Source organism: Pseudomonas sivasensis (assembly GCF_013778505.1).
Lineage (GTDB): Bacteria > Pseudomonadota > Gammaproteobacteria > Pseudomonadales > Pseudomonadaceae > Aquipseudomonas > Aquipseudomonas sivasensis.
In genome coordinates, this window is the sequence record NZ_JAAOWU010000023.1 from 60,031 (window position 1) to 78,309 (window position 18,279).

Consider the following 18,279-nt stretch of genomic DNA (forward strand, 5'->3'; position numbering starts at 1 on the left):
AGATGAACACGTTTACCCGTCTATCGATGGCCATCGGCATGGTCCTGTTGCCGCACCTGGTGCTGGCAGATACCCCGCCACCGATCAAACCCAAAGTGATGCTGATCACCATGTTCGCGCCCGAGGCACAAACCTGGATCGACCGCCTGCAACTCAAGCAAGAAGTGCGCGTGCCGGGCCTGTCCGCCGAATACCCGGTGATCCGCTGCAACACCCAGGACGTGTGCCTGCTCGTCACCGGCATGGGCCAGACCAACGCTGCCGCCTCCACCCTGGCCCTGGCGTTGTCGCCCAAGTTCGACCTGCGCCAGAGCTACTTCCTGATCGCCGGGATCGCCGGCATCAGCCCCAAGCACGGCACCATCGGCACCGCTGCCTGGGCGCATTACCTGGTGGAGTTTGGTACGCAGTGGGAACTGGATTCGCGCGATGCGCCCAAGGACTGGCCGACCGGCTACATCGGCATCAACACCAAAGGCCCCAACGAAAAACCGCCGCTGGACTACAAGACCGAAGTGTTTGAGCTCAACCCCAAGCTGCAAGCCAAGGCGTTTGCCCTGTCGCAAAAAGTCGAGCTGACGGAAAGCAAAGAGTCGACGGCCTGGCGCAAGCACTACCCCGCCGCCCCGGCCAACCAGCCGCCGCAAGTCACCCGCTGCGACACCCTGGCGGGCAACACGTGGTTCTCCGGCACGCGCCTGAGCGAACGCGCCGAGGTCTGGACCAAGCTGCTCACGGATAACAAAGGCGAATACTGCACCACCCAGCAGGAAGACAACTCCACCTATGAGGCCCTGCTGCGCGCCAGTCGCGAGGGTTTGGTGGATATTCAGCGCCTGGCCGTGGTGCGAGCAGGTTCCGACTTCGACCGGCCTTACCCTGGCTACAGCGAGGTGGATAACCTGCTCAACTATGCGGACCAGGGCGGGTTCGTGCCGGCGCTGGAAAACCTGTACCGCACGGGCAATCCGCTGGTGCAGGCAATCCTCAACAACTGGTCAGCCTGGGAAAAAGGTGTTCCCGACGCGTGACGATTCCTGTGCCGGCGATGGCGTGCTTAGGGCCAATCGCCGGTGAGCCGGCGCCTACGGGACCGTATCAGGGCAGGAAGATGATTTTGTCTGCACTGCCCTGGTTCACGTCTTCGTAGCACTGCGTCCCTTCGGCCAGCGCCACTTCGCGCAGGCCGACCGGCAGCGGCAGCAGCCCCTCATCAAAAAAGCGCCCGAACTGCTCCAGCATCACCGCGCACTGCTCGCAGCTGTAGAGCAATGAATTGATCCCCACCACCGAACCTCCCTTGCGGTACAGCGCCAGAGCCGGCAATTGCACATGACCGTCCACGGGCGCAGCAATGATGGCGATACGGCCAAATGCCGCCAGACCCGCCACGGCGGCAGGCAGCCAGAAACCGGTGGTGTCGAAGATTACGTCGGCGCCGCCTGCGAACACTGCATTTACTTGCGAACCCAAGTCTTGCGGTTTAGCGAGGGTAATCGCCTCGAAACCTTGTGCCTGCAAAACCTCGACCTGCTCAACCCTGCGCACCGCCGCCAGCACCCGGGCGCCACGGATTTTCGCCAGGGCCAACGCCGCACTCCCCACGGCACCGTTGGCGCCGATCACCATCAACCGCGTGCCTTTGCCCACACCGCTGCGCTCCAGCGCATCCCAGGCGGTGGTGTACGGCACACCCAGGCTCGCCGCCTGGGCAAAGCTCAAATGCGTCGGCTTATGGGCCACGCCCTTGGCAGACACCGTGAGGTATTGAGCGTGGGAGCCATCGGCAAAAAAACCAAGATCGCGGCCGGTGCCCCAGACTTCCCGGCCCACCAATGCCTGCGGGCCTTCAACCACCACGCCAGCAAAATCGCGACCAGGAATGCGTGGCAGCGTGGTGTAAGGAAAGCGACCGAGCACGTTCTTTACATCGCTGGGGTTGAGGCCCGCAGCCTGGATTTTTACCAACACTTCATCAGCGCCCGGCACCGGTGTGGGAACGTCGATAAAGCTGAGGGCATTGAGATCGCCAGTAGCGGAAAATTGCAGGGCTTTCATGGGCAGTACATCCATCGAAAAGAAAAAGACTTCAGGACAACCAGGCACTGACCAACTGTCGCCCCATGGGCCACAGTTTTTCGCCGATCAACATGCCCATCAGGCCGACAAGCGCGATGGCCGGCGGCGCGGGTGAGCGAAAATCCAGCGCACCATAAATCACGCCGACAAACAGGCCAATGGCGAGGGAAATCAAGTAATTCATGGGGGCAGCGCCGTGTGGGTTGGTGGGCTCAGTGTAGGGAGCCCCTCCCGCTGGCATCGGCCAACTGCTTCAGGATTTCGGCCAAACCTCAGCCGGTGTAGTGCGAAGGGGCCACACCGAGTTCGCGGCGGAACATGTCGCTGAAGCTGCTCGGCGAATAACCCAGGGACCGCGCAATCCCGCTGACCGACTGGCCCTGGATCAACTCCGCCACCGCCGTGGCGAGTTGCACTTGCCGGCGCCATTCGGCGAACCCCATGCCCAGGTGGTTCTGGAACAGCCGCGCCAGGGTACGCACGCTGGCACCGGCCACCTCGGCATGCTGCTCGAAGGGGATCACCAGGGAAGGCGCAGCCATGACCGCCTGGCACGCGCTGATCAGTCGACGGTCGGCTTCAACCGGCATGGCGATGCGGATCCGGGAGCGACGCGCCCGCTGCAACTCCAGCAGGGCCAGGCCGACCACCGCGTCGTAATACGCACCGTCGCCGCTATCGCCCTCCTCCACCAGCGTGACGATCAACTCGCGCAGCAACCCACCGACCTCAATCACCTGCACCTGGCTGTCCAGCGTCGCCGCCAAGGCAGGACGCAGGTAGATATTGCGCATCTGCAAATCCGACACTACGCGAATCCCGTGCTCGACACCCGGCGGCAGCCATACCGCGCGCTGGGGCGGCACCACCAGGGCTTCGCGCGGGGTCTCGACCCACATCACGCCGCTCATGGCGTAAAGCAATTGGCCCCACTCGTGCCTGTGGGGTTCCACATACCACCCACGCGGGTAAGTACGCGCCAGAGGTTGCACGGGGACAGCGTGATCACTGAGGTCAGGTGGCGCGGCCAGAGCCATGGGACGTACGTCAGTCTAGGATGAGCCACCATGGTAATGACCACCGCCCGACAATCCGAGTGAATTTTTGGCGCTCGTGGCGATCACTTGCTTACACCACCAGGGTTGATGGGCCGATGAATAACGCAAAACTGTTTGTGATCGATTACACCCTCCATGGCGAGGCCAAGTCATTCATTATCCGCCTGGAAAAACTCGATGCCGCCGAAGCTTGGCATTGGGCAAGCTGCGATGCCGGCGTCGGTCGTATTGGCCGTTTCGCCCGGGAGCAGGTTAAGAAGACCAGCCAGGTTCAGGCCGAGAAATTCGGCATCACCAACGTGCAATGGCGCCGCTCGGACGCGCGCGCCCAGGCTTGATCAAGGAGAGATACCCATGAATGTATGTGGCCAGGTCAATGGCAAGGCACGGATTGATTACACCCAGGACACCCTGTTTGGCCCACTGGCCAGGCATGTGGAATGCCAAGTGAGCGTGCAGCGCAAACCCGACAGACTGGTACTGAAGGTGTTCCAGCCGCTCCCGGATGATCTGCATGCAGCGAAAACGGTGGTGTTTGCCCTGGAGGGACGGCGGACCAGCGGGGTGGTCAGAGGTCGGCAGCGCCTGTCGGACCATAGCCTCCGGCTGGAGTTGGAAACCCAATAGCAGCTAACAGATAGATCAAATGTGGGAACGGTTTTGACCGCTCCCACCGCATTCAACCGTCGGCCGACTTGGCACACTCGCAGCCCGTAGCCGCCGCACAGGGTTCACCATGGGCATGGTGCTCGGCACAGCCCTGGCAGCAATAGCCCTTTCCGTCTTTCATCACCGCTTCGACACCCAATACACATTTGCAGTGTGGGCAGGCACAGGTTTGATCTGGCATGGTCAGACTCCTTCATCATGGTCGTCTCGGTACGGCGAGCGCCGGCACCTTAAGCAATGACTGCCGGCTCACGCAGATCGTTCAAACCATCAGTCGGTGCGCGTATTGCTGCGATACATGAACACCAGCGCCAGCGCCAGGCACACCATCGCCAGCATGCGACCGCCCGACAATTCGATGGCCGGGTTGCCCAGCCAGCCGAAGTTATCGATCAGCATGCCCATGCCCAACTGCCCGGTGATCACCGCCACCGTGGCCACCGCCGTGCCGACCACCGGCACCGCACCGACCATCACCATCATGTACACCACGCCGAACAGCGCGCCGGTCAGCTGCCATTTAGGCACGTCCAAGAGGCTCAACGCCTGTGCCGGTTCAAAGAAGAAAATCAACAGCGCGGTGGTGAGCGCGCCTACGGCAAAGGTCAGCAAACTGCTGCGCAACACACCCACTGTCTGGCCCAGGCGACCGTTGATCGCCGCCTGCACACTCAATACCGCACCGGCCGCGATGACCAGTACCAACAACAGAATCAGATTCATCGTCTTACCCTCGTGCGATCAGAACAAGTGCCACCACAATCAACGCCAGCGCGATCCAGCGCTCTCCATTGACTCGCTTGCGCGTCGTGCCGAACCAGCCGAAATGGTCGATCAGAACGCTCTTGCCCACCTGTCCTGACAGAATCGCGATCATGGTCATCGCAATACCGATGTGCGGCGTGGCCAGGGTCAGTACCACCACGTACATCGGCCCCAGAAAACCGCCGATCAGCTGCCAGCGCGGCAAGTCCGTGAGCGCCGGGCCTTTTTGCGGACCGCTGAACAGCAGCAGCAAATACAGAATCGCCGAGCCCACGCCGAAGATGCTCAACGTCGCCCACAGGTGCCCCACCTGCACGCCCAATGGGCCGAGCAAACCGGCCTCCACCGACAAGCCCATACCGGCGAGGATCACCAGCGGCAACAACAGCAACCGCAGAAGGTTTTTTTTCGGCGTGGCGTTCGCCACACCCTCGATAGAACTGGCCTGCATACATCACCTGCGCATCAACAAATGGATTAATGGCGCGCATTATCCAGTGGCCGTCCTGTGCGATAAATGGGAGCATGCCAACAACACCTTTGCGCAAAACGCACAGCCTGGAGCCATGATGCAGGGTTTGAACGAGTTGAGTTTCAAGGCGCTGCGCCTGTTCGTCGCAGTGCTGGACCACGGCAGCTTCTCCGAAGTGGCGCGCCGCGAAAGCCTGGCGCCCTCCTCGATCTCGCGGCAGATCCAATTAATGGAGCAGGCCCTGGGGCAACAGTTGTTGTATCGGCACACCCGCGCCGTCAGCCCCACCGAGGCTGGGCGCCTGCTAGGGCGGCACGCGCGCCTGATGCTCGAACAACTGGAAGCCGCCGGCCAGGCCCTGCAGGAACAGGAAAGTGAGCCCAGCGGCCTGGTGCGTATCAATGCGCCGATGGTGTTCGGCCAGCGTCACCTCTCGCCCTGGCTGGGCGAGTTGTGCCGCCGCTACCCCAAGCTGCAACTGGATATCCAGCAAACCGACACCTACGTCGACCCTCTGCAAGATGGCACCGACCTGCTATTTCGCATCGGCGTGCTCAACGACTCCGGCATGCAGGCACGTATCTTCGCGCCCCAGCGCTTTCGCATCGCCGCCAGCCCTGCTTACCTGACGAAGCACGGCACGCCCTCGCACCCCGATGAACTGATCAACCACCAATGCCTGGCGTACAAGGGCATCACCGGCCAACAACGCTGGTTTTTCCGCCGCGACCAGGGCGACTGGACGCCCTACAGCGTCAAAGGCCCGATCACTGGCAACCACGCCGACACCCTCACCCACGCCGCCGAACAAGGCCTGGGGCTGGTGGTGTTTCCATCCTGGTTGATCGGCGAAAGCTTGCGCGCCGGCACGTTGCACGCGGTGCTGACGGAGTACGAAGTGGCGACCACGCTGGAGCCGCAGCAAATTGCGGCGTTGTGGCCAGGGAGCCGGCGCTTGTCGCTGAAGGTGAGGACCGTGATTGATTACTTTGTGGAGTGTTTTGGGGCGGTGCCTTATTGGGATCGCTGACTCAAAACACCCATTGCCCAATCAACCATGCATTCGCCCCACTGATCACCACAAATAGAAACCACACCAACACCCTGGTGGGCAGGCTATTCACAAACGGTCCCATCAGTTGCTTGTCGCCAGTCATGCGAATCAGCGGATACAGCGCAAACGGCAGCTGCAGGCTCAGCACCACCTGGCTCAGGATCAGCAATTTGCCGATGGCATCGTCACCCATCAGCCACACCCCGAGAAACGCCGGGATCAGCGCCAGCCCCCGGGTAATCAGGCGCCGCTGCCAGCAGGGAATGCGCAGGTTCAGGTAGCCTTCCATGATCACTTGTCCGGCGATGGTGCCGGTAAACGTCGAGCTTTGCCCGGACGCCAGCAAGGCAACGCCGAACAGGATGCTGGCAAAGGCGCCACCCACCAACGGATCGAGCAGGTGGTAAGCATCCTGGATTTCCACCACGTCGGTGTGGCCGGTCTTGTGGAATGCGGCGGCGGCGAGTACCAGGATGGCGGCATTGACCAGCAGGGCCAGGGCCAGGGAGCCGATGGTGTCAATGCGCGCCAGCTTGACCGCGTCCTGTTTGCTGGCCACGTCTTTACCGATCAGGCGGGTCTGCACGATTGAGCTGTGCAGGTAGAGATTATGGGGCATCACCGTAGCGCCCAGAATGCCGATGGCCAGGTACAGCGGCGCGGCATCGCTGATGGCCGACAGTGACGGCGTGAAGCCGCTGAAGACGTCCGGCCAATACGGTTTGATCAACACCAGCTCGATAAAGAAACACACCCCGATGGTCGCCACCAACGCCAGCATGATCGCTTCCAAGCGGCGAAAGCCTCGGTTTTGCAGGGCAAGGATCAGCAGCGTGTCAAAGGCCGTGATCACAATACCGGTCGTCAGGGAAACGCCCAGCAGGAGGTGAAACGCCAAGGCGCAGCCGAGCACTTCGGCCAGGTCGGTGGCAATGATGGAGATTTCCGCCAACGCCCATTGGGTGCGGGCGGAGCGCTTGCTGTAGCGCTCGCGGCATAGTTGCGCCAGGTCTTTGCCGGTGGCGATGCCCAGTCGCGAGCACAGGCACTGCACCGCCATCCCCGCCAGGCTGGCCAGCAGCACCACAAATAAAAGGCTGTAGCCGTAGCGCGAACCGGCCTCGATGGCCGTAGCCCAGTTGCCCGGGTCCATGTAGCCAATGGAGATCAACAGGCCGGGGCCGGCAAACATGAGGGCACGCTTGAAGAACGACGCCTTGGGATCAACGGCGACAGAGCCCGCCACTTCCGGCGGGCAGAACGGGGCGGTAGCAATTTTAGGCAGGCTGAATTTCACGCGGTATCCCAGGCAAACACACTCGACAGCGCGCAGCTTATCAGTCGGACGCGACCGTGCGCATCACCGTGTCCCGTGGCAGGTCAAACGCTTCCACCACCTGCACCACGAGGTCCATCTCCTGGTTCAGCGCCTCACGCTCCATGCGCTGGCGAATCACACCGATCACCAACACCGCCAGCGTCGTAATCGAATACGCCGGACCGGAAAACGCCCGAACACCACTCACCAGCAGCATCGCGGCCGCCAGTGCCTGCCCCACCACCGGAATCGCTGAGGCCGCCCCACGACGCAGGATAAACCCGGTCAGCCCCGCCAGCGCCGTGCCGCTCAAAGCCGTGGTGGCCGAGCGCCCAACATCGAAACGCTTGAACAGGCCCTGCTCTTTTTGCGCGGCCGCCTTGAGCTCCGCGTCGAAGACCTGCCGGTCGGCATTACTGAGCTTGTCCTTGTACTGCTCGATCAGCTTTTGCGCGACCTGGGTTTCGATCTCTGCCAGCGCAACCGTTTCAAGCGACTCGTCAAACTTGATCCCCAGGCGCTGCGCCACGTCTTCGGCGATCTGGCGATAACTTACGCCATGCCCACGAGCCAGATTCATAAAGCTATCGCCGCCCATGCGCTGTAACTCGATGGCCAGTTTGAGCGGCTCGCGCACCTTGGCATCAATCGATGCACTGCGCTTTTGCGCCATCAGTTCGGCGAGGAATTTCAACTCCTCCGGCCGCGCCTGCACCAAGGCTGGGAACAGTTCCACATCCTCCTCGGCAAAGCGCACCTCGCTGCTGCGCTGGTCGGAGCGGATCATGCCGCGCCGCTCGTGCAACAGGTCGGTGTACTGCACCACCGTCTGCAATTGCGGCCAATAGGCGGCGTGATCGAAGGTAGCCAAGTGCACATTGGTGATCTTGGCCTTGAGTGCCGGCGTCACCTCGATTGCATAACGACCAATGCAGCGCTCGGTGTCCGGCTTAATGGCCAACGCCCAATCCTTGCTGGAGTGGCAGTTGATCAGCCGGCCCTTGAGTGGCGCCGACACCTCATCCCACGGGCTCGACGTGCAGATCGCCCCGCCCATCAGCAGTAGATTGTCCAACGGCAGTTCCCGCGCGGTTTCAGGGCTGGCCAGGAGGCTCTTGACCAGAATCCGCGCGCCCAGGGAATGGCCGATCAGGTTGATACGCCGCACGTTCAGCGACTCACCGTGCAGGTAACCCGCCAGCTCCGGCAGCAAACTCTTGGCCACTTCGTCCACCCGCGCCTCGACGCTTTTGTAGTGGTCGAGGAAATAGGCAATCGCCTTGCCCACACCGACGGTCGCCGCGCCGACACTGCCGCCGCCGAGCATCGCGCCGATCACGTCCTTGAAAGGCGCAAACAGGTTTTCCAGGAAGTGCCCCGCGGGCCAGAACAGCATCAGGTTGGTGGAGCCTTCGATGCCCGCCAACTGCGCCTTGAAATTGCCCAGTTGTTGCCGGTTGAAAAACGCCGAATAACCGTGAACATAGAGATTGAGCACGTCCCCCTGAGGCTCGCCACACAGTAGGAATGTGGGCTTGCGGGTGCGGTGCATTTCATCCCACTGGTGTTGCATTGGGCGGTGACTCCGGGTGACAAGGGTGGGCGATAGTAACAAAGGCAAGGCCCAAGGGAGGTGAATCCTGACCGACGTGGCAGCAGCAAAAGCCTCAGAACTGCGCGCCAGCCTTTGAGTTCGCCAGGTAGCGCGCCGGAGAATCCCCCAGGTTACGCCGGAACACCGACGTGAACGCACTGGAGCTGCTGAAACCCAACCCGAGCGCCACCTCGGTGATGGAAGCGCCATGGCTGAGCCGCGCAGTGGCTTCCAGCAGGCACACCTGCTGGCGCCAGGACACAAACGTCATCCCCGTGCTTTCCTGGAAATGGCGGGTGAACGTGCGTCGACTCATGTTCGACCACTCAGCCATCTCATCGAGGGTGATTTTTTGCGTGGGCGCCTCCAGGAAACGCTGACAGGCCCGCGCCAGCCGTGGTTCGCCAGGCAATGGTGCGCTGAGGGGCACCTCAGGCATGGCGCCGATCTCATCAATCAACAGCGTCAACACGCAGCGATGTCTCACATTGAGTGGCATTGAGGGATCGATAGCCAGCGCCGCCTCCAGCAAATGCCTGAGCAAGGGCGACACTTCAAACACCTGACAGCGCGCTTGCAACCCCGCGCGCAGGACGGCATCGGCGTTCAGGTAGGTATTGAGCATCACCACCTCCCCGCGCATCTGCATTTCATGGGGCACACCACCGGGCACCCAAATCGCCCGCTGCGGCGGCACCACCCAATTGCCGAGGTCGGTGAACATTTTCAACGCACCGGTGGAGGCATAGGCGAACTGCCCACGCGCATGCGTGTGCCGCTCGAAAACAGTGCCATTGGGGTATTCGCGTAGCGTCACCACGGCGTCAGGGCTGGAAAAATCAAAGGCTGGAATCATGGCCCGATCTTGTCAAAAGTTGACCTGACATAGCAAGCGGGCCAATCGAACTGCCCCTAACATCAACGCCCTTAAAGAAGCGTCATGACCTAGGGAACATTCCATGCTGAAAAAACACTTGGCGCTAGCCGTGCTCGTCACCCTGGTGTGGGGAGTGAATTTCCCCATCACCCAATTGGGCCTGCGCTCGGTCGACCCCTTTGTGCTCACCGGCATCCGCTTTGCCTTGGCAGCCCTGCCCCTGGTGTTCTTCATCAAGCGCCCCGCCGTCAAGTTCAGCTACGTAGCCGCCTACGGTTTTATCTTCGGGCTGGGCATGTGGGGCGTAATCAACTACGGGATCCAGATCGGTGTGAGCCCTGGTATTGCTTCATTGATCATTCAACTCAGCGTGTTCTTCACCATGGGCTGGGGTTTTTTACTGTTCAAGGAGAACATCCGCAAGGCGCAGATCGTCGGCGCCTTGCTGGCGCTCAGCGGCCTGGCGGGCATCATTTCCACTCAGGAAGGCAACCACGCCGTCCTTGGGGTGATGTTGATCGTATTGAGTGCGCTGGCCTGGAGCGTGGGCAACGTCATCATCAAGAAGTCCGGGGTCAAGGAGGTCTTCTCGTTCATGGTATGGGCCAGCCTGTTTCCGCCGATTCCACTGTTCCTCATGGCCTGGTGGATGCACGGCAGTAGCCCGTTCGAAGGCTTGAACGCCAGCCTCGACCTGGCAGCGATACTGTCCATCCTGTTCCAGGTGTACCTGGCCACGCACTTTGCCTACTGGGGCTGGAACTCGCTGCTAAAACTGTACCCCGTGTCCACAGTGGCGCCGCTGTCGTTGCTGATTCCCGTGTTCGGGATCAGCAGTTCGATGTTGATCATCGGTGAGCACGTTTCCACGCCGAACCTGATTTCGATTGCAATCATCATCGTCGGGTTAGCGGTGGGCTTGTGCCGCCGGCCATCGACACTCGCGCCTGCCGGGCTATCCTTGCGAAACCTCAGCAAGAAGCGCGTTGCCCGTTAAAAACCGCGACACATCGGCCTGATACGCAGCAAAAACACAATTTTCAAAATGTAAAAAGCGCTCTAATACACGCCTGATGACTGGTTTTGAAGATCCTGGAGTTCGCAATGCCCCATGAAGGCAACCTGTTACAAGCAGCCGTGGTGTTCCTGCTCGCGGCCGTGCTGACCGTGCCCCTGGCCAAGCGCCTGCAATTGGGCGCGGTGTTGGGCTATCTGTTTGCTGGTGTGATCATTGGTCCATCGGTGCTGGGCCTGATAGGCAACCCGCAAAGCGTGGCGCAGTTTTCGGAGCTGGGAGTGGTGTTGCTGCTGTTCATCATTGGTCTGGAACTGTCGCCCAAGCGACTGTGGGTGATGCGCAAGGCGGTGTTTGGTGTCGGCCTCGCCCAGGTGCTGTTGACCGGGCTGGTCATGGCCGCAGTGGCGCTCTGGGTATTTGGCCAGGCCTGGAACAGCGCCATCGTGCTGGGCCTGGGCCTGGCGCTGTCGTCCACCGCGTTTGGCCTGCAAAGCCTGGCCGAGCGCAAGGAGCTCAACCAGCCCCACGGCCGGCTGGCGTTTGCCATCCTGCTGTTCCAGGACATCGCGGCGATCCCGCTGATCGCCATGGTGCCGCTGCTGGCCGGCAGCGACCACCCGACCACCGAAGCCCAGGGCGTGCAACACGTCCTGCAGATCCTCGGCAGCATCGCTGTGGTGATCATTGGCGGGCGCTACCTGCTGCGGCCAGTGTTTCGCATCGTCGCCAAGACTGGCCTGCGCGAAGTGTCCACTGCCACCGCGCTGCTGGTAGTGATCGGCACAGCCTGGCTGATGGAACTGGTGGGCGTGTCCATGGCCCTCGGCGCCTTCCTCGCCGGCCTGCTGCTGGCGGATTCGGAATACCGCCACGAACTGGAATCCCAGATCGAACCGTTCAAGGGCCTGTTGCTGGGACTGTTCTTTATCAGCGTGGGCATGGGCGCCAACCTCAGCCTGTTGCTCAGCTCGCCCCTGGTAGTGATCGGCCTGACCCTGCTGTTGATCGGTCTCAAGCTACCGCTGCTGTACGCCGTGGGCCGGATGGTGGGCGACCTCAATCGCGAAAGCGCCCTGCGCCTGGGCGTGGTACTGGCTGCCGGCGGTGAATTCGCCTTCGTGGTGTTCAAGATCGGCCGCGACCAGGGCCTGTTCGAACCCCATCTCTACGACATCCTGGTGCTGACCATCACCCTGTCCATGGCCGTGACGCCGCTGCTGTTGCTGGTGTGCCCGAAGCTGTTCAAGCCCAAGGTCAAGCCGGTGGAAGTGCCCGAGGAGTACCGCGCCATCGAAAGCGATGCGCCGCGTGTGGTCATCGCCGGCATGGGCCGTATGGGCCAGATTGTGGCGCGGATCCTGCGCGCCCAGAACATCTCGTTCATCGCCCTCGACACCTCGGTGGAAACCATCGAACTGACCCGCAGTTTCGGCGGCATGCCGGTGTTCTACGGCGACCCGCAGCGCCCCGAGATCCTGCACGCGGCCAAGGTCGACCAGGCCGAGTTCTTTGTGATCGCCATGGACGACCCGGAGATCAACATCAAGACCGCCGAGCTGGTGCGCACCCTCTACCCGCACATGAAAATCATCGCCCGCGCACGTAACCGCCAGCATGTGCACCGCCTGGTGGACCTGGACGCCTCGCCCGTTCGCGAGACGTTCTACTCCAGCCTGGAAATGAGCCGCCGCACCCTGGTAGGCCTGGGGTTGACCCAAGCCCAAGCTGATGCGCGCATCAACCGGTTCAAGAACCACGACCTGCAAGTACTCGCTGCCCAGCACGCGGTGTACGACGACGCAGCCAAAGTGATGCAGACCGCCCAGGAAGCCCGTACGGAACTGGCGCGGCTGTTTGAGATGGACAGACTTGAGGAAGAGTCCGACAAGGTGTGAGGCTAGCGATGAACGATCTTGCGAATTTTCTGACAGAATACGGCGCAATTTCGTTCATCCCTGGAGCGCTTCATGGCCACTTTCACCAAGACCGCCGCCCTGCTGGCCCTCGCGCTTACCGCCGGCAGCGTATTCGCCGCTGCCAAGCCGACCGTGCAAACCATCTCCACCTTGGGCGGCAAGTTCACCTTCAGCCTGCCCAAGGCCTACACCGCCGACACCCTGCCGTCGGGTAAGGCTGAAGATGGCACTGCCGACACCCAAGGCACGATGTACGCCAACAAGACCACGAAAAGTGTAGTGATCGTCGCCGAAACCGTGCGTAACGACGGGGTTAGCATCAAGGACAACGACCCACAATTCCTCGACGGCGCCGTGGCCGGCTTCGTCAAGGACCAGAGCGCCGCCCTGCCCGACTTCAAAAAGCAAAGTGAGAAAAAACTGACCTTCAAGGGCCTAGGCTTGCGCCAGGTGGACAGCACCGCGACCCAGGGTGGTGGCAAGACGCTGCAATCCACTTTCCTCGGCGGCTCGGGAAATCACTTGCTGGTGATCCAGGCGATTTCACGGGCGGATGATGCCAAGGGGCATGCAGCGTTGGTGAAGCAGATTACCGGCGGTAAATAACCCGATCTCCCAAGCAACACAAAACCAATGTGGGAGCTGGCTTGCCTGCGATAACGGTGGACCCGTCGATATCTCTATTGACTGACACCCCGCTATCGCAGCGGTGCGACGATTCGACAAGCCCGCTCCCACATTTATTTACCGCGTTTACCTCAGGCTTTTTTCCAGCCAAACCTTCAAGTCCTGCACTTCCGCCTCACTGATGGTGTGGTTCATCCCCGGATACCCATGAAACTCCGGCTTCAACCCCAAGCCCGTCAACACCTCATTCGCTCGGGTCGCCGACGCATACGGCAGCGCCTGGTCCAAAGTGCCGTGACCAATAAAGATCGCCAGCTTGCCCAATGACTCATCCGGTTTCAGCTCAGCCTTGAGCACCGGCAACACGCTGCCACTCAACGCCGCAATCCCCCGCACCAGTTGCGGGTCACGCAACGCCACCTCATACGACATGATCGCGCCCTGGCTGAAACCAATCAGGAACACCCGATCACTCTGGGTGTGGTACTTGGCGGTGGCTTTGCCGACGAAGTCCTTGATCAGCCCCGCACTGCGCTGAAGATCGGCCGTGACACCATCGTAATCGCCGTCACCGGGCGTCTTGGTAAACCAGCGGAATCCATTCGAATCGACCGGCATGGGCGCCCGAACCGACAAATAAGTCCACGTGGACGGCAGCGCGTCCTTGATGCCAAACAGGTCTTCCTCGTTACTGCCAAAGCCGTGCAGGAAAATCACCAGCGGTTGGTTGCGCGCATCGCCCTGGGTTTGCTCCAGGTACGACAGCGGCAAGTCGGTGTGCAGCGTATCGTCGGCATGAGCGGCACCGGCTAGCAGGGTCAGCGCCAGGGCAAACAGTTTGAACATGGGACGTTACCTCAGGGTTTGCGTAGCAAATAAGTGTCCATGATCCAGCCATTTTCCAGGCGCGCGGCCTTGCGCACCCGTTGGATTTCTTCGGCCACCTCACTCACCTTGCCGCTGATGAGGATCTCATCCGGCGTGCCGAGGTAGGCACCCCAGTAGATGTCCATATCCTGATCGGCCACGCTACGGTAGGAATCTTCGGCGTCAAGCATGACCACCAGGGTGTCGGCATCACTCGCCTGCCCTGCCGCCAAACGTCGCCCGGTGGTGATCTCAACGGACTTGCCGATGCGGTTCAACGGCACTTTGTGCTGGGCGGCCAGGGCCTGCACGCTGGTGATACCGGGGATCACGTCGAACTCGAAGGTGCAGCGGCCACTGGCCAAAATCGCCTGCAGAATGCGGATGGTGCTGTCGTACAGCGCAGGATCGCCCCAGGCCAGGAATGCGCCGACTTCGCCGTCGGCCATTTCCTCATTGATCATGCGCTCGAAGGTGGCCTGCTTGTCACGGTTGAGGTCCTGCACCGCGGTGGTGTAGTCGATCTCACCGCGTACACGCTCGGGGCAATCGGCCTCGACGAAGCGGTAGCCAGGCTCGGTGATGTAGGTTTCGCAGATCTCGCGGCGCAGGTCGATCAACTTGTCTTTGCTCTGGCCCTTGTCCATCAAGAAAAACACGTCGGTGCGGTTGAGCGCCTTCACGGCCTGCATCGTGATGTAGTCAGGGTTGCCGGCGCCAATGCCGATGATCAGGATGCGTTTCATGGGTTGCTCTCATTGCGGGGCGTGGATTTTGCCATGTTCACGCGCCTGGGCGTGAGTTTCCAGGCGCAAGCGCCAGACCTTGTTGAAGCGAAGTTCAGTGGCCGACAACGCTTCGACGTCGATGAGGTAGAACATCGACAGCGGGAACTGCATGACGTACAGCAGTGCGGCGCGGATCACAAAGGGGTGCGTAATGGCGACCACATGGCCGGGTTGGGTTTCGAGGGATTTCATCCACTGCGCGACACGTGTGCAAACGTCATCCACCGACTCGCCGCCATGGGGTGCGCACGTGCTGTCAGTGAGCCAGGTGTTTAACTGATCGCCATTCAGTTGGCTGATGGCCTGGCCTTTCCACTGGCCGAAATCCGCGTCACGCAGGGCGTCTTCGATTCCTGCGTCATCGCCGAACAAGCCGGCTGTCTGCCGTGTACGCACTTCCGGCCCGCACAACAAACGCCGGGGTTTCTTATAACGCCCGGCGAGGGACAGCGCCGCGCCATGCCAATCCATCGCCACCGCCTCGTCGTCCGGAAAACGCCCGCGCTTTTGCAGAGGCGTGGCGGCATGGCAGATGAGTGTCAAACGGGTGGCCTGGATCACGGATTGTTTCAACGACAAGGATTAAGGCCACCAAGACTGGCGCAGTTATCACTGGGGCGCAACGCCTTGTGCCAGATAGAGCACCTGGTAGCCCGTGCCTGGGTGCTCGGCATCCAACGTTTTGGCCGACAGCGTAAACCGCACCAAGCGCCACGCTTGTACGTCCAGCGCGAGGAACACCGCGAACGTGTCGTTGCTATCCGCCAACTGCTGATTCCGTCGTTTCTCATCGGCCAAGATGCCCGCGCGGTCCACGCCAGGCGCCAGCGGCCGTTCCTCCCGATACAGACTCAGCGCGTTCTGCGCCGGGCCACGTTGTACATCCAGCGGCAGCCAACTCTCGATATGCGGACGACCGAAGCTGTCGAGCACTTTCTGGAAACGCTCCCCCAGCAAAAAGTCAGCGGCCTGCAACGGGTCGGCCCACAGGTACACCGAGGAATACACATTGCCGCCAGTCTCCTGGGCGATAAACGCCTTGAACAGCAACCCTTCAGCGTGATCCCACAACGGCCCCAACTGCGTGGCACGTCGGCGAATCACGTTCATGTCGTAATCGGCGGGTAAGCGGTGTGAATACTGTTTGGCGAACATCAGGAAGCTCCCAGGCAAGATGAGGTATCAGCTTGCGCATCCGCGATGATTTCAACAAGATATGACCGAATATAGGTGCGATAAGGATTTGATATGACTGACGCGCTCAAACCTCTGGACATCGACACCGTGCACGCCTTCGTACTGGTGGCCGATTTCGGCAGTTTCACCCGTGCCGCCGAGGCCCTCGACACTTCCCAGGCCGCGATCAGCCTTAAGCTCAAGCGCCTTGAAGAGCGCCTCGGCTATCGTCTGCTTGAGCGCACGCCACGGCATGTGCGGCTGTCGCCCCAGGGCGAGCAGTTCATCGTGGCCGCGCGTGCGCTGCTCAACGCCCATGAACGCGCGCTGGGCGACATGGGCACCCACGCACCGCGTCGCCTGGTGATCGGCATCAGCGACCATGTCGCCGGCCCGGACTTGCCGGCCTGGCTCAGCCGCCTGGCCGCCTATGACCCTTTGGTGATCCTCGAAGTGCGCATCGCCTCCTCCCGCGACCTGGTCGCGGCCTTCGATCGCAACGAGCTGGACGCGGTCATCGTGCGCAACGAGGGCGACCGCCAGGACGGCGAAGTCTTGGTGGTGGAACGCTTTGGCTGGTTCGCCGCGCCCACCTGGCAGCACAGCGCCGGCACGCCACTGCGCATGGCGACCATGGCCGCGCCCTGCGGCGTTCGCCACTTGGCCACACGCGCACTGGATGCGGCGTGCATCGACTGGACCGAAGTATTCGTCGGCGGCGGTGTGATGGCCGTGGGTGCGGCAGTCAGCGCCGGCCTCGGCGTCGCCGCCCTCGCCCACCGCGTGGCACCCGCTGGCGCGGTGGAGGTGAGCGAGCAATATGGGTTGCCGGCGTTGCCCGTCAGTGAAGTGGTGCTTTACAGCCGTATCAGTGACGCACGCTCCAGGGAAACGTTGCGCGCCCTGAGCGCAACCTTTCGTGGTGTGCTGCAACGGTGAAACCAGCCCCGCAATTCCTCTGCTACGGGCCATCTCATTGAACATGTGCAGTCAATCAAACCACTCGCGGCGGCCTTCGAAGGTGCTGACGATCAACTCCACAATCATCCGCACTGCCTGCGCATCCTCCACCTGCGCATTCACCGCCAGCCACACCTGGCGCTGCATGCTCTCGGCCAACAACCCCGGCAAGGCCACCAGACCTCGGTCGAAACTGCTCATGTAGTGCGGCAGCAACCCGATGCAGGCGCCGCAGCGGATCATCTCCAGCATCAGCGAATACGCATGCACCTGCACCACGGCGGCCAGGCGCTGCTCCACCACGTGGTTCCATGGCTGCAAGGCCTCGACCTGCGCATCGGGTTGCCATTGCACCAGCATGTAGTCAGCGAGGTCTTCCACGCTGTCCGGGCGCGTGGTCAGCCGCGAGTAGCGCTTGGCAATGTGCGGCAAGTACTGCAGGCGCGCCAGGGCCCTTGGCGGTTCGGTGACAAAGCCCGGGCCGGGCATCGGGCTGTCGCTGTCCGACAGCCACACCACCACATCCACGTCCACCGCTTGCAGGGACAGTTGGCTGTCGATGGAGATGATCTCCAGGCGCACGCTGGCGTTGCGCCGCAGTAAGGCGATCAAATCGCGGCCGAGGATGTCATGCAGGATCGGTTCGGCCACCGCCACGCGGATCAGCGGCTGTTCCACCACCGGCAGGCGTCGTTCATGGGCCAGAGCGATCAGTTGCGCCTGCAATTGCTGGCCGTCCCGACTGAGCACCAGCCCATTGCCCTGGTAACTGAACAACACGTGGCGCAAGTGCTCTTCCAGTTGCGCCAGGCGCTTGCGCAGCAGCGTCGCCTTGATGTTCAGGCTGCGCGCCGCCTGCATAAAGCAGCCGCAGCGCGCGCTCACCAGAAAGTAGCGCGCCACCTCCGGGTCAATCTCATGGGCCAGGGCCAGCCAATGGCTGCGCGGCTCGGCGGCCGCGGGATAGGCGGCGGTGCCCTGAGGGCCGGACGGTTCCAGTAATGCCATTTGAGACTCCCTGTCTTGTTGGTCTGGGCATCC

At 61.7% G+C, this 18,279-nt stretch carries 22 protein-coding genes; 8 read left to right on the forward strand and 14 right to left on the reverse strand.

Features of this window, described 5'->3' with window-relative positions; translation table 11 throughout:
* Window positions 1–2 precede the first annotated feature (2 nt).
* The gene (locus G9Q84_RS26120; protein WP_181644318.1) at window positions 3–1,031 is read left to right on the forward strand and encodes a purine-nucleoside phosphorylase; all 1,029 of its coding nucleotides are present in this window, start codon (window positions 3–5) and stop codon (window positions 1,029–1,031) included.
* A 67-nt stretch (window positions 1,032–1,098) separates the two neighbouring features.
* Here the strand turns inward: G9Q84_RS26120 and G9Q84_RS26125 are convergent, their stop codons facing one another.
* From G9Q84_RS26125 to G9Q84_RS26135, 3 genes are all read right to left on the reverse strand, one after another.
* Complete coding sequence (locus tag G9Q84_RS26125) at window positions 1,099–2,058, reverse strand: quinone oxidoreductase family protein (protein WP_032885354.1); 960 nt, start codon at window positions 2,056–2,058, stop codon at window positions 1,099–1,101.
* Window positions 2,059–2,089: 31 nt separating this feature from the next.
* Complete coding sequence (locus tag G9Q84_RS26130) at window positions 2,090–2,263, reverse strand: DUF1427 family protein (protein ID WP_081797626.1); 174 nt, start codon at window positions 2,261–2,263, stop codon at window positions 2,090–2,092.
* Between the two features lie 88 nt (window positions 2,264–2,351).
* A complete protein-coding gene (locus tag G9Q84_RS26135) occupies window positions 2,352–3,116 on the reverse strand; it encodes an AraC family transcriptional regulator (RefSeq protein WP_095185980.1) in 765 nt (254 codons plus the stop codon).
* Window positions 3,117–3,232: 116 nt separating this feature from the next.
* Here G9Q84_RS26135 and G9Q84_RS26140 point away from each other — a divergent pair, with 116 nt between their 5' ends.
* Both G9Q84_RS26140 and G9Q84_RS26145 read left to right on the forward strand, forming a co-directional pair.
* Entirely contained in the window at window positions 3,233–3,475 is a 243-nt protein-coding gene (locus tag G9Q84_RS26140) for a DUF6555 family protein (protein ID WP_032885356.1), read from the forward strand.
* A gap of 16 nt (window positions 3,476–3,491) precedes the next feature.
* Window positions 3,492–3,764, forward strand: coding sequence for a hypothetical protein (locus G9Q84_RS26145; protein WP_032885357.1), 273 nt, complete (start codon window positions 3,492–3,494; stop codon window positions 3,762–3,764).
* A 52-nt stretch (window positions 3,765–3,816) separates the two neighbouring features.
* Here the strand turns inward: G9Q84_RS26145 and G9Q84_RS26150 are convergent, their stop codons facing one another.
* The 3 genes from G9Q84_RS26150 to G9Q84_RS26160 form a co-directional block, all read right to left on the reverse strand.
* Window positions 3,817–3,987, reverse strand: a complete 171-nt coding sequence (locus G9Q84_RS26150) for a metallothionein (RefSeq protein WP_081797628.1) — start codon at window positions 3,985–3,987, stop codon at window positions 3,817–3,819.
* A gap of 89 nt (window positions 3,988–4,076) precedes the next feature.
* Window positions 4,077–4,529, reverse strand: coding sequence for a DMT family transporter (locus tag G9Q84_RS26155; RefSeq protein ID WP_032885358.1), 453 nt, complete (start codon window positions 4,527–4,529; stop codon window positions 4,077–4,079).
* A gap of 4 nt (window positions 4,530–4,533) precedes the next feature.
* Window positions 4,534–5,022, reverse strand: a complete 489-nt coding sequence (locus G9Q84_RS26160; protein ID WP_032885359.1) for a DMT family transporter — start codon at window positions 5,020–5,022, stop codon at window positions 4,534–4,536.
* Window positions 5,023–5,140: 118 nt separating this feature from the next.
* Between G9Q84_RS26160 and G9Q84_RS26165 the strand changes: the two genes are divergently transcribed.
* A complete protein-coding gene (locus G9Q84_RS26165) occupies window positions 5,141–6,073 on the forward strand; it encodes a LysR family transcriptional regulator (protein WP_181644319.1) in 933 nt (310 codons plus the stop codon).
* A 1-nt stretch (window position 6,074) separates the two neighbouring features.
* Here the strand turns inward: G9Q84_RS26165 and G9Q84_RS26170 are convergent, their stop codons facing one another.
* From G9Q84_RS26170 to G9Q84_RS26180, 3 genes are all read right to left on the reverse strand, one after another.
* A complete protein-coding gene (locus G9Q84_RS26170; RefSeq protein WP_181644320.1) occupies window positions 6,075–7,394 on the reverse strand; it encodes an Nramp family divalent metal transporter in 1,320 nt (439 codons plus the stop codon).
* A gap of 40 nt (window positions 7,395–7,434) precedes the next feature.
* Window positions 7,435–8,988 carry a DUF726 domain-containing protein gene (locus G9Q84_RS26175; protein WP_181644321.1) on the reverse strand — a complete coding sequence of 518 codons (1,554 nt, stop codon included), beginning with the start codon at window positions 8,986–8,988 and terminating at the stop codon, window positions 7,435–7,437.
* Between the two features lie 94 nt (window positions 8,989–9,082).
* Complete coding sequence (locus tag G9Q84_RS26180; RefSeq protein WP_032885362.1) at window positions 9,083–9,865, reverse strand: AraC family transcriptional regulator; 783 nt, start codon at window positions 9,863–9,865, stop codon at window positions 9,083–9,085.
* Window positions 9,866–9,968: 103 nt separating this feature from the next.
* On the opposite strand from G9Q84_RS26180, the gene G9Q84_RS26185 reads away from it, so the two are divergent.
* From G9Q84_RS26185 to G9Q84_RS26195, 3 genes are all read left to right on the forward strand, one after another.
* Window positions 9,969–10,883, forward strand: coding sequence for an EamA family transporter (locus tag G9Q84_RS26185; RefSeq protein ID WP_181644322.1), 915 nt, complete (start codon window positions 9,969–9,971; stop codon window positions 10,881–10,883).
* A 107-nt stretch (window positions 10,884–10,990) separates the two neighbouring features.
* Window positions 10,991–12,799 carry a monovalent cation:proton antiporter-2 (CPA2) family protein gene (locus G9Q84_RS26190; RefSeq protein WP_032885382.1) on the forward strand — a complete coding sequence of 603 codons (1,809 nt, stop codon included), beginning with the start codon at window positions 10,991–10,993 and terminating at the stop codon, window positions 12,797–12,799.
* Window positions 12,800–12,871: 72 nt separating this feature from the next.
* Window positions 12,872–13,426 carry a DcrB/PsbP domain-containing protein gene (locus G9Q84_RS26195; protein WP_122752791.1) on the forward strand — a complete coding sequence of 185 codons (555 nt, stop codon included), beginning with the start codon at window positions 12,872–12,874 and terminating at the stop codon, window positions 13,424–13,426.
* A gap of 147 nt (window positions 13,427–13,573) precedes the next feature.
* Here the strand turns inward: G9Q84_RS26195 and G9Q84_RS26200 are convergent, their stop codons facing one another.
* From G9Q84_RS26200 to G9Q84_RS26215, 4 genes are read right to left on the reverse strand one after another with little or no spacing between them, the layout of a single operon-like run.
* Window positions 13,574–14,293 carry an alpha/beta hydrolase gene (locus G9Q84_RS26200; protein WP_099601610.1) on the reverse strand — a complete coding sequence of 240 codons (720 nt, stop codon included), beginning with the start codon at window positions 14,291–14,293 and terminating at the stop codon, window positions 13,574–13,576.
* An 11-nt stretch (window positions 14,294–14,304) separates the two neighbouring features.
* Window positions 14,305–15,060, reverse strand: coding sequence for a precorrin-6A synthase (deacetylating) (gene cobF, locus G9Q84_RS26205; protein ID WP_122681451.1), 756 nt, complete (start codon window positions 15,058–15,060; stop codon window positions 14,305–14,307).
* A 9-nt stretch (window positions 15,061–15,069) separates the two neighbouring features.
* The gene (locus G9Q84_RS26210; RefSeq protein ID WP_032885417.1) at window positions 15,070–15,660 is read right to left on the reverse strand and encodes a histidine phosphatase family protein; all 591 of its coding nucleotides are present in this window, start codon (window positions 15,658–15,660) and stop codon (window positions 15,070–15,072) included.
* Between the two features lie 51 nt (window positions 15,661–15,711).
* Window positions 15,712–16,257 (reverse strand): DUF4865 family protein, encoded by a 546-nt coding sequence (locus G9Q84_RS26215; protein WP_032885386.1) that lies wholly within the window; start codon window positions 16,255–16,257, stop codon window positions 15,712–15,714.
* A gap of 93 nt (window positions 16,258–16,350) precedes the next feature.
* Between G9Q84_RS26215 and G9Q84_RS26220 the strand changes: the two genes are divergently transcribed.
* Window positions 16,351–17,217 (forward strand): LysR family transcriptional regulator, encoded by an 867-nt coding sequence (locus tag G9Q84_RS26220; RefSeq protein WP_032885387.1) that lies wholly within the window; start codon window positions 16,351–16,353, stop codon window positions 17,215–17,217.
* A gap of 51 nt (window positions 17,218–17,268) precedes the next feature.
* On the opposite strand, the gene G9Q84_RS26225 is transcribed toward G9Q84_RS26220, so the two are convergent.
* Window positions 17,269–18,246, reverse strand: a complete 978-nt coding sequence (locus G9Q84_RS26225; RefSeq protein WP_099601613.1) for a LysR family transcriptional regulator — start codon at window positions 18,244–18,246, stop codon at window positions 17,269–17,271.
* Window positions 18,247–18,279 lie beyond the last annotated feature (33 nt).